This window comes from Ensifer sp. NPDC090286 (genome assembly GCF_044769565.1).
GTDB lineage: Bacteria > Pseudomonadota > Alphaproteobacteria > Rhizobiales > Rhizobiaceae > Ensifer.
On the sequence record NZ_JBIVYF010000002.1, the window covers coordinates 388,027 to 404,839 of the forward strand.

Sequence of the window (16,813 nt, forward strand, 5' to 3'; positions counted from 1 at the left end):
CAAGGACGATTGCGTGGCGGACGAAAAGCGCCTGCCACCGTTGCCGATCGAGATGCGGCGTCCTCCCGGATCATCGTCCGAAAGGGCGCCGCGCCTTCGATCAGGGATCACTTCACCGGTTCAAGCGCCAGCAGGTGCAGAAGACGCGCCGGGTTGTTGCGGGTGATCGACGGGTTGACGAAGGGGTTTTCCGCCGTCGCCCAGCCCTTGAAGCGCTTGGTGTTGTACTGGTACCAGTTCGGGTTGTTGAACACGGGCATCATCGGCATGTTCTCGGCGACGATGCGCTGCGCCTTGTTCATCGCTTCCTTCTGCTTGGCCGGATCGGCCGTCTGGGTGAACTCGGTCAGCAGAGCCTCGACTTCCGGATTGAACCAGCGTTGCGAGGTGAAGCGGGTCTTGCCCTTGTCCGACGCGCTGAAGGCACGCTTGTAGGGATAGTAGGGCGAGGCCGATGCCGGCAGGCTGTTGATCGCGGCGTCGAAGGTGCCGTTGATCAGGTTGCCGGTCCAGACGGCTTCCTCGGGCGTTTCGATCTTGGCGTCGAGACCGACGGCCTGCAGGCCTTCGACGGCGATCGTCACCGTGTCGATCCAGTCGGTCCAGGAGCTCGGCACGATGATCGAGAACGAGATTTTGCTGCCATCCGGGTTATCGCGGAAGCCGTCACCGTCCTTGTCAGCATAGCCGGCCTCGTCGAGCAGCGCCTTGGCGGCATCCGCATCGTACTTGCCGTATTTGCCGAAATCGGCGGCAACCGACGGATCGGCCCAGCTCTTGTAGAGCTCGCCCATGCCCGCCGGGTCTTCGTTCAGCGTCGGGTAGCCGTAGCCGGCGACGTCGACCATGGTGCCGCGGTCGAGCGCCATCGAAGCGGCACGGCGGAACTTCACGTCGTTGAAGGCCTTGCGGTTGTTTTCATTGGCCGTTTCCTGGTTGAACAGGAAGGCGACCATGCTGCTCGGCGAATACCAGAAGTGGAAGTGTTCCGGATCCTTGGCGACGTAGACGTTCTCGATATCCGGGATGAAGGAGACGCCCCAGTCGAGCGTGCCCGACGCGGTCGCCGTCAGGATCTGGTTGTTGTCGGCAAGCTGCGGGAAGCGTACGCAGTCGACCTTGAGGGTTGCCGCATCCCAGTAGTGAGGGTTGCGGCACTGGTCGTAGGTCTGGCCGGTAAAACGCGGAATTTCGGTCAACGGGCCGCTGCCGACAGGCGTCTCGTTGGCGAAGGTCACCGGCTCGGCGATGTCCTTCCAGACATGCTCGGGCACGATCGGCAGCTGCGCCAGTTGCTCGGCAGCAAGCGAGCTCGGGTTGGCGAGCGTGAAGCGCACGGTCTGGCCATCAACGGCTTCGACGCCGGTGATGAAGGTCCAGATGCTGACGAAGTCGAGCGCCGGGAACTTCTTCAGGTAGTCGTAGGTGAACTTGACATCGGTTGCCGTCAGCGGCTTGCCGTCCGACCACTTCAGGTTAGGGCGCAGCTTGAACTCGATCGACTTCAGGTCGTCGGAGGGCTTGAAGCTTTCGGCGAGGCGAAAGACCGGCTTGTTGCCGTCGAAGCGGTTGAAGACGACCAGCGGCTCGTAGATGAAGTCGAGCGTGCTCTGGCGCGCCGACGTCTGGTTGAACGGGTTGAAGTTGCGAACCCAGGTGGTCGCCGGCTCGATGTTGGCGGTCAGCACCGTCTGTGCTGCCGCCGGACCGGCGATGAGGGCGAGCGCGGTGGCTGCGCCGAGAAGCGATTTTTTCACGGTAGTTCCCCTTTTAGATCGCTAGGATTTCTTGTTTCGGTCAGGCAACGAGGGCGCTGTTGAAGATGTCCTCGACTTCGGCGTGGGCTGCGCGCACATCGACCTTGAGCGTGCCGAGGCGCGCCTTGCCTGCCGCGATGCGTTTCAGTGCCGCCTCCGTCAGCGGCCTTGCTGCCTTGGCTGCCGCTTCGCTTTCCGCGAGTGTGCCGTGGCTGTGCAGCGCAATGTCGGAGCCGGCATCGAGCACCTGGCGGACGCGCTCCGGCAGTGTGCCGCGCAGCGATTCCATGAAGATGCAGTCGGAGACGAGCACGCCGTCATAGCCCATGTTGTTGCGGATGACGTCGTGCATGATCGGCGAGATGGACGCCGGCAGCTCCTTGTCGAAGGCGGAATAGACGACGTGGGCGACCATGGCCCAGGGCGTGTCGCGAAGCGCAACGAAGGGCTTGAAATCGGTGGACGTCAGCAACTCGCGCGAGGCGTCGACAACAGGACGCTCCTTGTGCGAATCGAGCGTCGCGCGGCCATGGCCGGGAATGTGCTTCATAACAGGCATGTTGCCGGTCTCGAGCAGGCCATCGACCACTTCGCGGCCGAGGGCGGCGATGAAATCCGGGTCGGCGCCGAAGGAACGGGCGCCGATGACGGAGCTCGTCGTCGAGAAGACGAGGTCGAGCACCGGCGAGCAGCCGCTCGTCAGGCCGAGCTCGGTCATCATCGTGCCCATGGCCTGGCTCGACAGGCGCAGCGCCTTCTTGCCGAGGGCAAAGTCACGGCGGGCCAGTTCGGCGAATTCGCCGAAGGAACGGAACAGCGGCCAGGGGCCGGCGTCGAGATGCTGAACGCGTCCGCCCTCCTGGTCGGTGAACACGGGAGCGTCTTCACGGCCGACGGCTTCGCGGAAGCGCTCGATCAGCACTTTCACCTGGCCGGGTTCGCGCTGGTTGCGGCGGCCGACGAAGAGGCCGAGCGGGTTGGTTTCGCGAAACAGCGCGAACTCGTCGTCCGAAAGCGTAGGGTTCGGAAGACCGACAAAAAGGGCGAGGGGTGTCGAGGACATTCAGAGGCTCCGAGATTGGAATTATTTGGAGGGGCGACGCAGCATGCCCTGGTAGATCCCCTTGTCGGGGGCGGGGATCGGAACGGCGCCGACGGTCTTTGCGTAGAAATCGACGGGACCGGCGTCGCCGATGAAGGCATAGGCGTGGCCAAGCGTCTTCATGGTGTCGAGGCAGTCGGAAAGCAGCGCGACGCCGATGCCCTTGCCGCGGGCGACGGGATCGACGCCGGTCGGGCCGAAGAAGCCGGGCGCGGTCGTGTCGTAGCAGGCGAAGCCAACGAGCTTGCCGTCGTCAACCGCGATAAGACAGGCGACGGGCCTACGCGTGAAGGCGACAGTCACCTCGCTCGCCCAGTTCTCGCTGAAGTTCTCCCGAACCCAGCCAACAACCAGGCCCATTTCCGGCGGCAAGGCGGGACGGATCGTCACCTTGTCGGTTTCGGTTCTGCGCTTGAGTTCACCGAGGATCGGCGAATACAAGCTCACCAGCATGTCAGGCATATGCTCCTCCACATATTCCTTTATTAAGGAATTGCTGCCTTTGTAATGCAATAGATGGAGCCAACCCGACCGGCTTGTCAATCGCCAATCATCAGTTTTGGGGGTCTATCTGCGTTTCGCAGATCCCCATGCGGGCCGATGAAACGTTTCCACGGCCGTTCGCGTTGTCTAAAATCACGCGATCGTGCATCGCGTGCATCCGGAACAACGGTCGAGCAAGAGAGCGAGCCGATGTGCGGCTGCGGAAATTGCACATTTGTACAACTTTGTTCTTGAGTTGTTCGAAGTATATTTTGATTTACAAAAACACTAAGTATCGATGGGTGCGCCCATAGCGTGTGCTGGCGGGTAATATTTCGACCTTTTCGAGTGTGAGAGGCTTCGTTTCTCGCGTGGATGGGGCCAGCTTCAGGCCCGGCTACTCCGCGGGGCGCGTCAGGATGAACAGCGCGGGAAGCGCCATAGCGGCTGCGACGATAGCAGCGAGCAACAGGCTCGGATTGCCAAAGAAGAGGAAGAGGCCGAAACTGGCGGCCATGAGGCTGACTGCCCCGGTTTTGGCCCGCCGGGAGATAGCCCCCTTTTCGCGCCACAGCCGCAGCGAGGCGCCGAAGACCCGGTGGTTGAGCAACCATTGCTCCAGTCGGGGCGAGGCGCGGGCAAAGAGCCCGGCCGCCAGCAACAGGAACGGCGTCGTCGGCAGGATCGGCAGGAAGGCGCCGATGACGCCGAGGCCGACCATCAGCCATGCGAGGCAAAGGTAGAGAAGGCGAAGCGCAGGGTTCACCGGAGGGCTCCAAGCTGGGTCATGCTTCGGATGCCTCGGCGCTCGCGACCGTGGCGGTCTCGAGCGGAGGCCAGCGGCGAAGCGCTTCGACCCCCTGTTCCGACAACGCGTAAAGGCCTCGGTCGATCCGGTCGAACCAGCCATAGACGTTGCTGAGCAGGATTTTGGCCGCATCCGGCGCGACCGGGCGCAGATCGCGCGGGCGTTGCTGACCGGCTTGAAGGGCGGCGGCGCAGGCGAGCGCCTGCTGCCGGTAGGCGGTCATGATCGGCGTGCGCGTCGCGCCGCCCGCGGTCGGATCGCCCTTGCGGCGGCGGTGTTCGCTGATCAGGCGCGCCCGCTTCCTGTTGTTCTTGCGCGGCATCACCGCGGAAGCGGTGAGAATGACATCGACCATGCCATTGTCGGCAACCGCCAGCATGCCGAAGCCGAGCCGGCGGCAGAGATCGCGGAAACGCCGGTCGCTCTCCCGCCCCTTGCCCTTGGCCGAAACACGGGCGGCGACCCACACCTCGTCACCGGCGGTGGCGCGGTCGACCGCCTGGAGGATCAGTTCGAGATTGAAGCTCAGCTTCAGTTCGCACACGACCACCAGCGGCGGTTCGTCGTCGCTGAGTGCGACGATATCGCAGCCGCCGATCTCGCCCTTGACGCTATAGCCGCGGGTTTCAAGGAAGCTCTTGATCGGCTGGTAGAGGGTCGTCTCCAAACCCAAAAATCCTGTTCTGCTGAAGCCGCAAGGCGCCATGAAGGCGGCCTCGAATAGGCGGCGAAGCGTTGCCGCCGAAATGAACACCTAGCAGATAACGCCGATCGTCGCCGTTGTCATCCCGTCGCAGCCGGGAGGCCGCCGGCGTCCCACACTCTGACTTGCGGGCTCGGGTGTGCAGTAGCAGCCTTCGCTTCGTCCTAACCTTGTGTTGTGCTATCATGCGGCCAGTGGCCCTGTTCGCAGGTGTCGAGCATGCGAGGTTCTGACGACGGATGTTGCGAACCCTCACGCTGTTGTTTTTGTTGATCTTGTCCTTCGCGTTTCCAGCTTCGTCGCGGGCCGAAAACGATCGGGTCGCCTTGGTGCTGCATGTCGACGGCGCCATCGGTCCGGCGACCGCCGAATATGTCAGGCGCGGCCTGACGAAGGCGGAAGAGCGCCGGCTGCCGCTGGTGGTCCTGCAAATCGATACGCCCGGCGGCCTCGATACCTCGATGCGCGAGATCATCCGCGCGATCCTTGGCTCGCCCATACCGGTCGCAACCTACGTTGCGCCGAGCGGTGCGCGGGCGGCGAGCGCCGGCACCTATATCCTCTATGCCAGCCATATTGCGGCGATGGCGCCGGGTACGAACCTTGGTGCGGCGACGCCGATCGCGATCGGCGGCGACATGTTCGGTCAGGGTAAGGACGGCGACACCGGCAAGGACGGCGACAAACAGCCGGCGGCGCAGAGCCCTGCCGAGGCGAAAATGGTCAACGATGCCGTAGCCTATATCCGCGGGCTGGCGGAGTTGCGTGGTCGCAATGCCGACTGGGCCGAAAAGGCGGTGCGTGAGGCTGCAAGCCTCTCGGCCGAGGCGGCGGTCCGGGAGAAGGTTGCCGATTTCACTGCGACCGACGTTGCCGATCTGCTGAAGCAGGCGAACGGGCGGACGGTGCGCGTCGGGCAGCGGGAGATCGTGCTCGACACGGCAAGTCTTGCGACCGAGGACTTCGTGCCCGACTGGCGCACCCGGCTGCTTTCGGTGGTCACTGATCCCAACATCGCGGTCATCCTGATGATGATCGGCATCTACGGCCTGATCTTCGAGTTCCTGTCGCCGGGGTCGGTGGCGCCGGGAACCATCGGCGGTATCTGCCTGCTGCTCGGGCTCTATGCGCTTTCGGTGCTGCCCGTCAGCTATGCCGGAATCGGGCTGATCATGCTCGGGATCGGATTGATGGTCGCCGAGGCGCATTCGCCATCCTTCGGCGTGCTCGGTGCCGGCGGCAGTTTTGCACTGGTCTTGGGCGCGGCCATTCTCTTCGACACGGACACGCCGGGTTTTGGGGTTTCCTGGCCCGTACTTACGGTGCTTGCAGTTGCAAGCCTTGGCTTCAGCCTGCTGGTTGCGCGGCTCGCCCTCAGCTCACGCCGCCATGTGGTGGTGACCGGCAGCGAACAGATGATCGGCCTTGCCGGCACGGTCGAGAACTGGACCGGCGCGACCGGTACCGTCATCGCCCATGGCGAGCGCTGGCAGGCCGTCAGCGCGGAGACGCTGTCGAGGGGCGAGAATGTGAAGGTCATCGCGCGAAACGGACTGACGCTCGAAGTGATCCGAGGCGACCCAAAGACATAGCGCCCGCGGATCCGGTGAGGGCGCGGTGGTGAAGGCGCCCGGAATGGAGGAATGGTCATGGACATGTTCGGGAGCCTTGCTCCTTTTGCCGCGTTGTTGGTGCTCGTCATTCTCGTTATCGCCTATTCGATCCGGATCCTGCGCGAATACGAGCGCGGTGTGGTCTTCACGCTCGGCCGGTTCACCGGCGTCAAGGGGCCGGGGCTGATCCTGCTTGTGCCCTATGTGCAGCAGATGGTGCGGGTCGATCTGAGGACCCGAGTGCTGGACGTGCCGAGCCAGGATGTCATCTCCCACGACAACGTGTCCGTCCGGGTCAGCGCCGTGATCTACTTCCGGGTGATCGATGCGGAGAAATCGACGATCCAGGTCGAGGACTTCATGATGGCGACGAGCCAGCTTGCGCAGACGACCCTGCGTTCCGTGCTCGGCAAACATGATCTCGACGAGATGCTGGCCGAGCGCGACCGGCTGAACGACGATATTCAGAAGATCCTCGACAGCCAGACCGATGCCTGGGGCATCAAGGTGGCGACCGTCGAGATCAAGCATGTCGACATCAACGAGAGCATGGTTCGGGCGATCGCCCGCCAGGCGGAGGCCGAACGGGAGCGGCGCGCCAAGGTGATCAACGCCGAAGGCGAGCAGCAGGCGGCCGCCAAGCTGCTCGAGGCTGCCGAGATCCTCGCCCGGCAGCCTCAGGCCATGCAGTTGCGCTATCTGAGCACCTTGAACGTCATTGCCGGCGAGAAGAACTCGACCGTCATCTTCCCGTTCCCAATGGAGCTCGGCGGCCTGCTGGGCTTCAAGCCCGACAAGCCGACCGGCCCGACTGAGCGGTGATCAGGCTGCTGCCCGGTCGAGCTGGGCGACCTTCAGCAGGTCGTCGACAGCCCCAGGTGCTGCCGCCAGCACCGGCGCCCAATGCGTCAGCGCCTCGCCGCGCGCCGGGAAAGGCAGCGTCCAGCCGCCGGCTTCGGTCACCAGGCAATAGCCGCCAAGGCAATCCCAGGCATGCATGTAAGGCTCGTAGTAGCCGACGAGGCGACCGGCGGCGACATAGGCGATCATCAGCGCGCCGGAGCCGTTGCGCATGAAGTTGCCGCCGTCCGAAAGCAGGCGCTCGACGATAGCGCCCATCTCGCCCGGTTTCACCTGGTCGTTGGCGCCAAGCCCGGTGACGGCGTTGCGGATCGTGCGGGTGCCGTCGAGACGAAGCGGCTTGCCGTTGAGCGCCGCACCCCGGCCGGTTGCCGCCGCATAGGTTTCCTGATGGCAGGGTGCGTGGATGACGCCGATAACGGGCTTTTCCGCATGGACCACCGCAATCGAGACGCACCAGTTCGGCATGCCGTTGACGAAGGGCGTGGTGCCGTCGATCGGATCGAGCACCCAGGTGAAGCCGGACGTGCCGTCGAGAAGACCATGCTCCTCACCGAGCACGCCGTCGTCAGGAAACGCGGCGGCGATCTTGTCGCGGATCAGCGTCTCGACGTTGCGGTCGGCGATCGAGACGACGTCGTGCGCGTCGCGCTTGGTTTCGATGACGAGCGTTTCGCGCTTCAGGAAATAGTCGAAGGCGAGCCGGCCAGCCTCTTCGGCCATGGATTTGGCAAGCGCGAACCGGGCGTCGAGGCCGGCAATTTCAGCAGTCATGCAAGTGTCCTTCTCGTATCCAGTTGTGAAAAGTCATGCGTCAATCAAAGCCAGGCCGCGGTTGCGGAAACCGATGGCGACCTCCGTTGCCGGAGATAGCATTTCCTCCACCGCCTGATCGACAACAAAGAGCAGACCCGCCGGCGTTTCGACCTCGTATTCGACGTGGCCGCCGAGATAGGCGGCGCTGCTGATCGTGCCGGAAAGGGCAGCACCCTTGGCCGGTGTCAGCGTCACAGCGTTGGGCCTCACGGCGAGTTTCGACGGACCCGGCCGGGCGCCCTTGGAGGGCAGGCGGTGCTCAAATCCGCCGATGCGGATCGTCGCCTGGCCGGCGTCAGACGCGGTCACTTCGCAGGGCAGCACGTTGGCCTCGCCCATGAAGTCGGCGATGAAGGTGGAGGCGGGCGCCTCATAGAGGTCGCGCGGTGCACCTTGCTGCGCGATCGCACCATCCTTCATGACGATGATGCGATCGGAAACCGCAAGCGCCTCGTCCTGGTCGTGGGTGACGTAGACGGCGGTGAAGCCGAGGCGCTGCTGCAACTCGCGGATTTCCGTGCGCACCTTGCGGCGCAGACGCGCGTCGAGGTTGGACAGCGGTTCGTCGAGCAGCAGCACCTGCGGTTCGAGCACGAGCGCGCGGGCAACGGCGACGCGCTGCTGCTGGCCGCCCGAAAGTTCTGCCGGAAGCCTCTGACCGAGGCCGCCGAGACCGACGAGCTGCAGGCCTTCCTCTGCACGCTCGCGCGCTTCCTTCTTCTTGATCCCCGAGGATTCCAGCCCGTAAGCGACATTGTCGAGCGCGGACATGTGCGGGAACAGCGCATAGGACTGGAAGACCATCGAGACGTCGCGTTCGTTGGCCGGCAGCATGGTCACGTCCTTGCCGCCGATCAGGATCCGGCCGGCGGAAGGATGTTCGAGGCCCGCCAGCATGCGCAGCGTCGTCGTCTTGCCACAGCCGGAGGGGCCGAGCAGGGTCACCAGCGTGCCCGGCTCGATGGTGAGCGACAGGTCGTGGATGGCGGTGAAGCTGCCGAACTGCTTGCGCACGTTCTGGAAGACGACCGAGCCGGTGCGCGGGGTGTTCATGGAGGTGCTCATGCGGTTTTCTCCTGGGAGATGGTGGTGGTGGACGAATGGGCCGGAGCGGCGCCGAGGACGCGGTTTTCGCGCCTCAGCTTGCGTTCGCCGACGAGGAGTTGCAGGCCGGTGATGACGGTGATCATCACCAGGATGAGGGCCGAAGAGTAGGCGATCGCCACGCCGAACTCGCCGTTTTCGACAAGGCCGACGATGTAGGCGGTTGCCATGTTGTATTCGGCGCTGACGAGGAAGACGACGGCGCTGATCGAGGTGATCGCTCGGACGAAGGAATAGACGAGTGCTGCGACGATCGCCGGCCTCAAGAGCGGCAGGATGACCTTGCGCAAGGTGCGGAAGCTCGTTGCCCGCAGCGTCAGCGATGCCTCGTCGAGGCTCTTGTCGAGCTGGCTCATCGCCGCAATGCCCCCGCGCACGCCGACCGGCATGTTGCGGAAGACGAAGCAGGCGACGAGGATCAGCGCCGTGCCGGTCATTTCCAGCGGTGGCAGGTTGAAGGCGATGATGTAGCTGATGCCGATGACCGTGCCTGGAATGGCAAAGCTCAGCATCAGCGCGAACTCGAAGACGTCACGGCCGGCGAAGCGCTGGCGCACGATCAGATAGGCCGTCAGCAGACCCACCATGGCGGTCAGCGGCGCTGCGATCAGCGAGATCTCCATGGTCGTCCAGAAGGAGTTCCAGGCAACACCGGTCCAGGCGATCGCGCCGTCGGCAAAGGAGATCGAGAAGGCCTTGGCGTAGTGGTCGAGCGTCAGCGAGTTGTCGAGGCCCCAGGTCTTCACGAAGCCGCCGAAGAGGATCATGCCGTAGACGACGACGGTGAAGATCATCCAGGGAATGACGATGGCGTGAACACCGATCGAGATCGAGCGCGGCAGTGCGCTGTGGGCGCCGGAGTCACCCTTGCCGGTCACGGTCGAATAATTCTTGCCGGCAAGCCAGTAACGTTGCGCGACGAAGGCCGTGAGCGTGAAGCAGAGCAGGATGATCGCGAGAACCGCGGCGCGGGACGGATCGTTCTGCGCGCCGACGACGGCGAAGAAGATTTCGGTCGAAAGCACCCCGTGGCTGCCGCCGAGCACCAGCGGATTGCCGAAGTCGGCCATGCTTTCGATGAAGCCGATGAGGAAGGCGTTGGCGAGGCCAGGCTTCATCAAGGGCAGCGAGACGGTCCAGAAGGTGCGCCAACGATCGGCGCGCAGCGTCTGCGACGCTTCTTCCATGGAGGGGCTGACGCCTTCGACGACGCCGATCAAAACGAGGAAGGAGATCGGGGTGAAGGAAAGGACCTGGGCGATCCAGATGCCGGTGAGGCCATAGAGCCAGCGGCCCGGTTCGACGCCGAAGGCATCGGAGAGAAATTCGGTAACGACGCCGGCACGGCCGAAGAGCAGCGTTAGCGCCAGGCCGATGACGAAGGGCGGCGTGATGATCGGCAGCACAGTCAGAAGCCGCATGCCCTTCTTGAAGGGGAAGCGCGTGCGGGTGGCAACGAGCGCGAAGGCAAGGCCAAGCAGCGTCGAGCCGGACGCCGTCATCAGCGCCAGCCACAAGGTGCGCCAGGCGACACCGCAACGGCCTTCGCCGACGACGCAGCTCAGGCTCCAGATCGAGGCGTCTTGGATATTGCGGATGAAACCGTCCGGTTTGAACGAGCCGTCGAAATCCTGAACCGACGCGGCGAACATGCTGCCGACCGGGTAAAAGACGAAGACGATGACGAGGGTCACGAGCAGGGAAATCGCCGCGACGATGAAGGCGTCGCCCTTGAGCACGCCGCGCTCCGCAAGCCCGAAGGCGAACAGAAGAACGAAGGTGAGGGCCATAAGCACGGCGCCGGCGCCCATCGACGGCTGGCCATCGGAAAGCGTGCCGAATAGCGTCTCGCTCATTGTCCAGGTCCAGCCGGAAAAGCCGATCGCCAGCCCCTGGAGAGCGAGATAGAGAACGCCCGCTGCGCCGGCGACGGCAAGCAGCAGGCCCCGACGCGCGGGATCGCGGACGAAACGCGCTGCAACGCAGATGCCGAGCAGCGCCAGCGCCACGATCAGCCATGGCCGGCCGTGGGCGAAGATCTGCATCAGGCCGGGGGCAACGGCCGGATCGCCGGGGAAATCGGCAAGCCAGCCGAGCCCGAAGAAGCCGCCTTCGATGCGGTACCAGGGGACAGCCAAGAATGCGGCCAGTCCGAGCCCGAGTGTCAGGTCGAGCCTGCGGTTGCGATGTTCCATGACGGTCCTCGCGCAATTTGAAATGAAAGATGATGTGACGTCACATCGCCTCGGCACGTGCCGGCGGCAAAGAACGACGGTTGGGACCGTTGGGCGGTGTCGGCCGGATCAATCACCCGGCCGAACCGTTCAAGCCGCGATCAGTTGGCGCTGGCGCCGACCTCGCGGTCCCAGCGCTCAAGCAGGGACTTGCGCTTCTCGGCATCGCCGAAGGTGGCGAAGTCGTAGTCGATCAGCTTGATGTCCTCGAACTTCGGCGCTTCCTTCGGCACCTCGGCCGACTTGTTGGACGGCAGCTGGAAGGACTTGGCGTCCTTCATGCGCGACTGCACTTCCGGCTTCAGTGCCCAGTCGTACCAGGCCTTGGCGCTGTCCAGGTTCTTGGCGCCACGGATGATCGACATCGAGCCGATCTCGTAGCCCGTGCCTTCGCAAGGCGCGATCGACTTGATCGGGAAGCCTTCGGCGGTCTGGGCCACCGCGTCGTGCATGAAGACGATGCCGAGGCCGGCTTCGCCGCGTGCAGCCGCCTTCACCGGCGCCGAGCCCGACTTGGTGTACTGCGCGATGTTGCCGTTGAGCTTTTTCAAATAATCGAAGGCCTGGTCCTCGCCCATGATCTGCACCAGCGAGGCAAGCGCGGTATATGCAGTCCCGGAAGAGTTCGGGTTGGCCATCTGGATCTCGCCCTTCAGCGAGGGGTCGAGCAGGTCGGCCCAGCACTTCGGCTCTTTCAGGCCCTTCTTCGAGAAGATCTCGGTGTTGTAGCCCCAGCCGAGCGCGCCGGCATAAACGCCGACGGTGCGGAAGCCCGAGCCTTCAGCCTGCTTCTTCGCCCAGTCCTGAAGCTGGTCCAGCATCGGCGATTTGTATTCAAGTGTCAGGCCGTCCGACGCCGCCTGCAGGTGCGGGTCGCCGGTGCCGGCCCACCAGATATCTGTCTTCGGGTTGCGCGCCTCGGCACGGATCTTGGCGTAGGTCTCGCCCGAAGACAGGCGGACCATGTTGACCTTGATGCCGGTCTCCTTCTGGAAGTCGCTGGTCATCTGTTCGCAGATCACCACGTCTGCGGAGCAGATGAGGTTGAGGCTGCCGGCGGCCTGGGCGGGCAGGGCGGCAAGCGCCGTGCCGGCAAAAAGCATGAGGGAAAGCGTCGTTGTTTTCATTGGGGCATCCTCCTGTTGCCTGTTTGAAACTTGGGCGTGAACGGGCATGGCGCGGCCATCGGCCTGCCCGCCGGGCGGCACGTTCACGATTACGGTGCTGCGGATTTGTTAGGCTCCTGCGGAGCGCTCAGTTCGTCGCGGCGATCTCCGCGTCGAACCGTTTGAGCAATCGACTTCGTTCATCCGGCGAGCCGAAGGTGGCGAAGTCGAAATCGACCATTTTTATTAGCGAGATGTCGGGTGCCGCCGGCGGCAGCTCGGCGCGGGCATTGGATGGGACCTGGTTCTGGCCGGCGGCCGCACCCGTGCCCTGGCCTTCCGGGGTGAGTGCGAAGTCGACGAAGCTCTTGGCGTTTTCCAGGTGGCGCGCGCCCTTGACGATGCTGACGGCGCCGATTTCGTAGCCCGTCCCTTCGCAGGGCGCGACGATGACGAGCGGCGAGCCGGCCTGCTTCTGCGTTACCGCGTCATGCATGAAGGAGATGCCGATCAGGGTCTCGCCGCGTGCCGCCGCCTTGACCGGGGCCGAGCCGGCGGTGGTGTACTGGTCGATGTTGCGGTTGAGTGCGCCCATGAACCGGAAGGCCTCGTCCTCGCCGAAGAGCTGCACCAGCGTTGCAAGCGTGGTGAAGGCGGTGCCCGACGAGTTCGGGTTGCCGCTGCGGATACGGCCGCGATAGGCCTTGTCGGCGAGATCCTTCCAGCAGGTCGGGGCCGGCAGTTTCAAGGCATGCAACAGGTCGGCATTGTAGGCAAAGCCGAGTGCTCCGGCATAAATGCCCGCCGAACGTCCGCCAGAGATGGCGAAGAAATTCTGTGCCCAGGGCAGCATGTCGCGCTCATGCGCCGGGCGGTAGGGTTCAAGCAGGTTTTCCGATCCCGCCTGCAGATGGGTGTCGCCGGTCCCACCCCACCACACGTCGATGGTCGGGGCGTTCTTTTCGTCGCGGATCTGAGTGAGGATATCGCCGTTGCTCTTTCGGGTCATGGCGACCTCGATGCCCGACTTCGCCTCGAACGCGGCCTTCATCGTCGCGCACCACGCCTCGTCGACACCGCAAAGTACGGTGAGCGCCGGTGCCGTCATGCCTGACGTGGCGGCGCACAGCCACAGGGCCACGCCCGCGCCGATAGCGGTGATGCCTCTCACGATGTCCTCCCATTTGGAGCGCTGCCGCCCCAATCTCCGCAATCAGGATGTCGGTATTCCCCGCGGGTCGCAACCCGCAGAATGGTTACCGTTCTTACAACACGAATGCGGCTTTGCCGTTTCAAGATTACAAAGATTACAAATGTGACAATGCGGATAACGCGAGCCGCTTTGATCATTGGGACAGCCCCGCCTATGATGGCGACGGGAGGACGTGCATGCTGAGTGAGAGAATACGGATTCTGATCGTCGAGGACGATCCGGACATGGCGGAGCTCGTTTCCGATCTGGTGGAGGCCGAAGGCTGGATGCCGCTGACGGCGCCTTCGGCGGAGGCTGCCGCCATCGTCCTCGAGCGGGAAACGGTGCACCTTGTGCTCGTCGACCATAACCTGCCTGGAACATCGGGCCGGACCTTTGCCCAGCGACTGAGGGCGCGCACCAATATCGGCATCGTCATGGTCACGGCGGCAGGCAGCGCCGCCGACCGGGTGCTGGGACTGGAGACGGCCGCCGACGATTATGTCGTCAAACCGTTCGAGCCGATCGAACTGACGGCCCGGATCAAGGCCGTTCTTCGACGCACCTACCCGTCGCTGAAGCCGGAGCGGGAGACCGAACGCGAGCACGAGCCCGCGGCGCTGAAGCTCGGTGACTGGTCGATCGATCTCAAGAGCCGGCGCGCGGTCTGCCTTTCCGACGCGACCCGGTCGCTCACCAGCGCCGAGTTCGCACTGCTCGAAATCCTCGCGGAAACGCCGAACACGCCTGTCACCCGGGCGCACATCCTCGATCGGCTGGGCGCCGAAAGCGATCGCTACATCGACCGCAACGTCGATGTGCTCGTGCTCCGGCTGCGGCGCAAGATCGAGCGCAATCCGGACCTGCCGCGCCACATCAAGACGCGGCGCGGCAAGGGCTATGTGCTGGATACCGACGACGGCGAGGCCCGGCCGTGATCAGCCGCGCGTTCCTTTCGTCGATCGCCTTCCGCCTGCCCTTTGCGATCGTCTTCATCTGCGTCCTCGTCTTCAGCCTGGCAACAGTCGCCGTATTCGGCCTGCAACGGGCGCGTGACGAGATGGCGGCCTACGGGCTGCAGGCCTTTTCGAGCCTCGCCAAGGCGTCGCTGGTTTCGCGTCAGGTTTCCGACCTCGTGTCCAGCGCGCCGTTCCTGATGAACGCAACATCGCCCTATCGGGTGTCGAGCGAAAGCCGTTCGGTCGTCGCGCAGGTCGACGTCCTGCTTCAAACGATGGCGCCGGAGATCGGCAAGACAGCGGTCGAGGGCTTTGCCAGCGCCCACATCGTCGAGCTGCTGGATGCGATCCGCACGCAGACGGTGACACTTGCCGCCGACGCGGATTCGGCCCAGCAGTACAAGGCCGATGCGGCAGCAGCACTTGGAGAGATTGCCACCGGCAACGGCATCGCCAACGCCGAGGTCCGCCAGAGCCTCAATGCGATCGTGCAATCGGCGTCCAACTCCGACAGCCTGTTCCAGCTTGGCGAACTGCGCCGCCGCTACGTTGCCGTCACGACGCCACGGCTGGCGCCCGCCGGGCCCGATAGCCGGATTTCGGCTGCCGAGCTGACGCCCTATGAGCGGGTGTTCGAGGCGCAGACCCACTATCTTCTGGAAATGTTCGCCATCCGCGCCGCGGTGGCGCGGCTGCATACGGTCTCGCGCGATCTTTCGCATGCCACGGAAACACAAAGCGAGGCCGTTGCCCGCGGGCTCAACGAGGATCTCGCCTCGACTTCCGATGCGCTGAGCCGCCTGCTCGTCATCGTTGCGGTCTCCGCGCTGCTCGTGCTCGTCATGGCGATCTTCTCGATCCGCTCCGTCATGCGGGTATCGCGCGGGATCGTCTCGCTCTCCAAGGGCATGAATGCGCTTGCGCAGGGGCGCCGTGATGTCGACACGCCGAGCTACAAGGGGACGGAGACCGAGTTCTTGCGGCTGCTCGAAGCCTTCAGCGCGTTTCGCGAAAGCGTCGAGCGCGTGTCGCGGCTCCGCCGTACCGCCGAAGCGGCGGCCCGCACCATTCGCTCGACCTTCCGCAACATGAACGAGGGCATTGCGCTCTTCGACCCGAGCGGCAAACCGATTACGATGAACCGGCGCGTCATGGAGCTCGTCGGCTGGCCGGGCTCGGCGCGGAAGTTGCCGCTGCGCCGGTTCGTCAGTCCGATGCCGGAGATCGACCCGACCCTTTTGCCCGCTGACCGAGAGGCGGGCTCGCTCGATGACCGGCTGGTGCTGCGCCATCGATCCGGTGTGGGCCGGGTGACCGAAGTCTCGCTGTCGCGGCAGCCGGACCGGGGTATCGTGTTGCTGGCACGGGACGTGACGGAGATCGACCGCCAGGAGGCCGAGGCAGCCAAGGCGCAGCGGCTGGACGGGATCATGCGCATGACCCACCAGGTGAGCCATGAGGTCGGCAACATGATCGGCATCATCACCGGCAGCCTGGGGCTGTTGGAGCGCGAAACGGGCTTCAGCGACCGGCAGAAACGCCATATCGCCCGCATTCGCAAGGCGGCCGATCGCGGGCGCTCGCTGGCCTCGAGCATGTTGTCCGTCGGCAGCCAGCATCCGCTTCAGCCGGGGGCGCTCGAAATCGGCGCGGTGCTGCGCGGCATGGCCGACGTGCTGGAAATTGCCGTCGGCGAAAAATGCCGGCTCGCCTTCGAGATCGCCGACGACCTGCCCAACGTGCATCTCGATGCAGCCCTCTTCGAGCAGGCGATCCTCAATCTCTGCCTCAACGCCGCCGCGGCGATGCCGCTCGGCGGTACGATCCTGATTCGCGCCGGCAGCGCCGAGGCCGATGTCGTCGTTTCCGTGACCGATGCGGGGATCGGCATGTCGCCGGAGGCGGTGGACAAGGCGTTCGAGCCCTACTTCACAACCCGCGACCAGGAGGGCGGCGCCGGCCTTGGCCTTGCCGTCGTCTACGGCTTTGTCCGGCAAAGCGGCGGCGACGCCCGCATTCTCTCGCAGCCGGGACGCGGAACGACAGTGGAACTCGTCTTTCCGCGTTGAAGCTGT

The 16,813-nt window shown here is 64.4% G+C and carries 14 protein-coding genes; 4 read left to right on the forward strand and 10 right to left on the reverse strand.

The window, feature by feature from the left end:
• Positions 1 to 107 precede the first annotated feature (107 nt).
• From ACIQUG_RS12030 to ACIQUG_RS12050, 5 genes are all read right to left on the reverse strand, one after another.
• Positions 108 to 1,757, reverse strand: a complete 1,650-nt coding sequence (locus ACIQUG_RS12030; RefSeq protein ID WP_402321537.1) for an ABC transporter substrate-binding protein — start codon at positions 1,755 to 1,757, stop codon at positions 108 to 110.
• Between the two features lie 40 nt (positions 1,758 to 1,797).
• The gene (locus ACIQUG_RS12035) at positions 1,798 to 2,820 is read right to left on the reverse strand and encodes a glycoside hydrolase family 3 N-terminal domain-containing protein (protein ID WP_402321540.1); all 1,023 of its coding nucleotides are present in this window, start codon (positions 2,818 to 2,820) and stop codon (positions 1,798 to 1,800) included.
• Between the two features lie 21 nt (positions 2,821 to 2,841).
• The gene (locus tag ACIQUG_RS12040; protein ID WP_192449499.1) at positions 2,842 to 3,321 is read right to left on the reverse strand and encodes a GNAT family N-acetyltransferase; all 480 of its coding nucleotides are present in this window, start codon (positions 3,319 to 3,321) and stop codon (positions 2,842 to 2,844) included.
• 418 nt (positions 3,322 to 3,739) lie between these two features.
• The gene (locus tag ACIQUG_RS12045) at positions 3,740 to 4,108 is read right to left on the reverse strand and encodes a YbaN family protein (protein WP_192449500.1); all 369 of its coding nucleotides are present in this window, start codon (positions 4,106 to 4,108) and stop codon (positions 3,740 to 3,742) included.
• A gap of 19 nt (positions 4,109 to 4,127) precedes the next feature.
• Positions 4,128 to 4,817 (reverse strand): DUF2161 domain-containing phosphodiesterase, encoded by a 690-nt coding sequence (locus ACIQUG_RS12050; RefSeq protein WP_402321543.1) that lies wholly within the window; start codon positions 4,815 to 4,817, stop codon positions 4,128 to 4,130.
• Positions 4,818 to 5,092: 275 nt separating this feature from the next.
• Here ACIQUG_RS12050 and ACIQUG_RS12055 point away from each other — a divergent pair, with 275 nt between their 5' ends.
• Together ACIQUG_RS12055 and ACIQUG_RS12060 are read left to right on the forward strand one after the other, a co-directional pair.
• A complete protein-coding gene (locus tag ACIQUG_RS12055) occupies positions 5,093 to 6,445 on the forward strand; it encodes a nodulation protein NfeD (RefSeq protein ID WP_402321546.1) in 1,353 nt (450 codons plus the stop codon).
• 57 nt (positions 6,446 to 6,502) lie between these two features.
• Positions 6,503 to 7,288: a slipin family protein gene (locus ACIQUG_RS12060; RefSeq protein WP_402321549.1), complete on the forward strand. Its 786-nt coding sequence runs from the start codon at positions 6,503 to 6,505 to the stop codon at positions 7,286 to 7,288.
• On the opposite strand, the gene ACIQUG_RS12065 is transcribed toward ACIQUG_RS12060, so the two are convergent.
• From ACIQUG_RS12065 to ACIQUG_RS12085, 5 genes are all read right to left on the reverse strand, one after another.
• The gene (locus ACIQUG_RS12065) at positions 7,289 to 8,101 is read right to left on the reverse strand and encodes an inositol monophosphatase family protein (protein WP_402321552.1); all 813 of its coding nucleotides are present in this window, start codon (positions 8,099 to 8,101) and stop codon (positions 7,289 to 7,291) included.
• Between the two features lie 33 nt (positions 8,102 to 8,134).
• Positions 8,135 to 9,196 carry an ABC transporter ATP-binding protein gene (locus tag ACIQUG_RS12070; RefSeq protein ID WP_402323012.1) on the reverse strand — a complete coding sequence of 354 codons (1,062 nt, stop codon included), beginning with the start codon at positions 9,194 to 9,196 and terminating at the stop codon, positions 8,135 to 8,137.
• An 8-nt stretch (positions 9,197 to 9,204) separates the two neighbouring features.
• Entirely contained in the window at positions 9,205 to 11,442 is a 2,238-nt protein-coding gene (locus tag ACIQUG_RS12075) for an ABC transporter permease (protein ID WP_402321555.1), read from the reverse strand.
• Positions 11,443 to 11,582: 140 nt separating this feature from the next.
• Positions 11,583 to 12,608, reverse strand: a complete 1,026-nt coding sequence (locus ACIQUG_RS12080) for an ABC transporter substrate-binding protein (protein ID WP_402321558.1) — start codon at positions 12,606 to 12,608, stop codon at positions 11,583 to 11,585.
• Between the two features lie 127 nt (positions 12,609 to 12,735).
• Positions 12,736 to 13,758, reverse strand: coding sequence for an ABC transporter substrate-binding protein (locus ACIQUG_RS12085; protein WP_402321561.1), 1,023 nt, complete (start codon positions 13,756 to 13,758; stop codon positions 12,736 to 12,738).
• A gap of 218 nt (positions 13,759 to 13,976) precedes the next feature.
• Between ACIQUG_RS12085 and ACIQUG_RS12090 the strand changes: the two genes are divergently transcribed.
• Both ACIQUG_RS12090 and ACIQUG_RS12095 read left to right on the forward strand, forming a co-directional pair.
• The gene (locus tag ACIQUG_RS12090) at positions 13,977 to 14,717 is read left to right on the forward strand and encodes a response regulator transcription factor (protein WP_402321564.1); all 741 of its coding nucleotides are present in this window, start codon (positions 13,977 to 13,979) and stop codon (positions 14,715 to 14,717) included.
• A complete protein-coding gene (locus ACIQUG_RS12095; RefSeq protein WP_402321567.1) occupies positions 14,714 to 16,807 on the forward strand; it encodes a nitrogen regulation protein NR(II) in 2,094 nt (697 codons plus the stop codon). Before ACIQUG_RS12090 ends, ACIQUG_RS12095 begins: the two co-directional genes overlap by 4 nt.
• Positions 16,808 to 16,813: the final 6 nt, after the last annotated feature.

Excerpts from the sequence above, each read along its gene's own strand:
- ACIQUG_RS12055 (WP_402321546.1), top strand. The coding sequence starts at position 5,093 with ATGTTGCGAACCCTCACGCTGTTGTTTTTGTTGATCTTGTCCTTCGCG.
- ACIQUG_RS12075 (WP_402321555.1), bottom strand. The coding sequence starts at position 11,442 with ATGGAACATCGCAACCGCAGGCTCGACCTGACACTCGGGCTCGGACTG.
- ACIQUG_RS12035 (WP_402321540.1), bottom strand. The coding sequence starts at position 2,820 with ATGTCCTCGACACCCCTCGCCCTTTTTGTCGGTCTTCCGAACCCTACG.
- ACIQUG_RS12070 (WP_402323012.1), bottom strand. The coding sequence starts at position 9,196 with ATGAACACCCCGCGCACCGGCTCGGTCGTCTTCCAGAACGTGCGCAAG.
- ACIQUG_RS12040 (WP_192449499.1), bottom strand. The coding sequence starts at position 3,321 with ATGCCTGACATGCTGGTGAGCTTGTATTCGCCGATCCTCGGTGAACTC.
- ACIQUG_RS12065 (WP_402321552.1), bottom strand. The coding sequence starts at position 8,101 with ATGACTGCTGAAATTGCCGGCCTCGACGCCCGGTTCGCGCTTGCCAAA.
- ACIQUG_RS12090 (WP_402321564.1), top strand. The coding sequence starts at position 13,977 with ATGCTGAGTGAGAGAATACGGATTCTGATCGTCGAGGACGATCCGGAC.
- ACIQUG_RS12080 (WP_402321558.1), bottom strand. The coding sequence starts at position 12,608 with ATGAAAACAACGACGCTTTCCCTCATGCTTTTTGCCGGCACGGCGCTT.
- ACIQUG_RS12060 (WP_402321549.1), top strand. The coding sequence starts at position 6,503 with ATGGACATGTTCGGGAGCCTTGCTCCTTTTGCCGCGTTGTTGGTGCTC.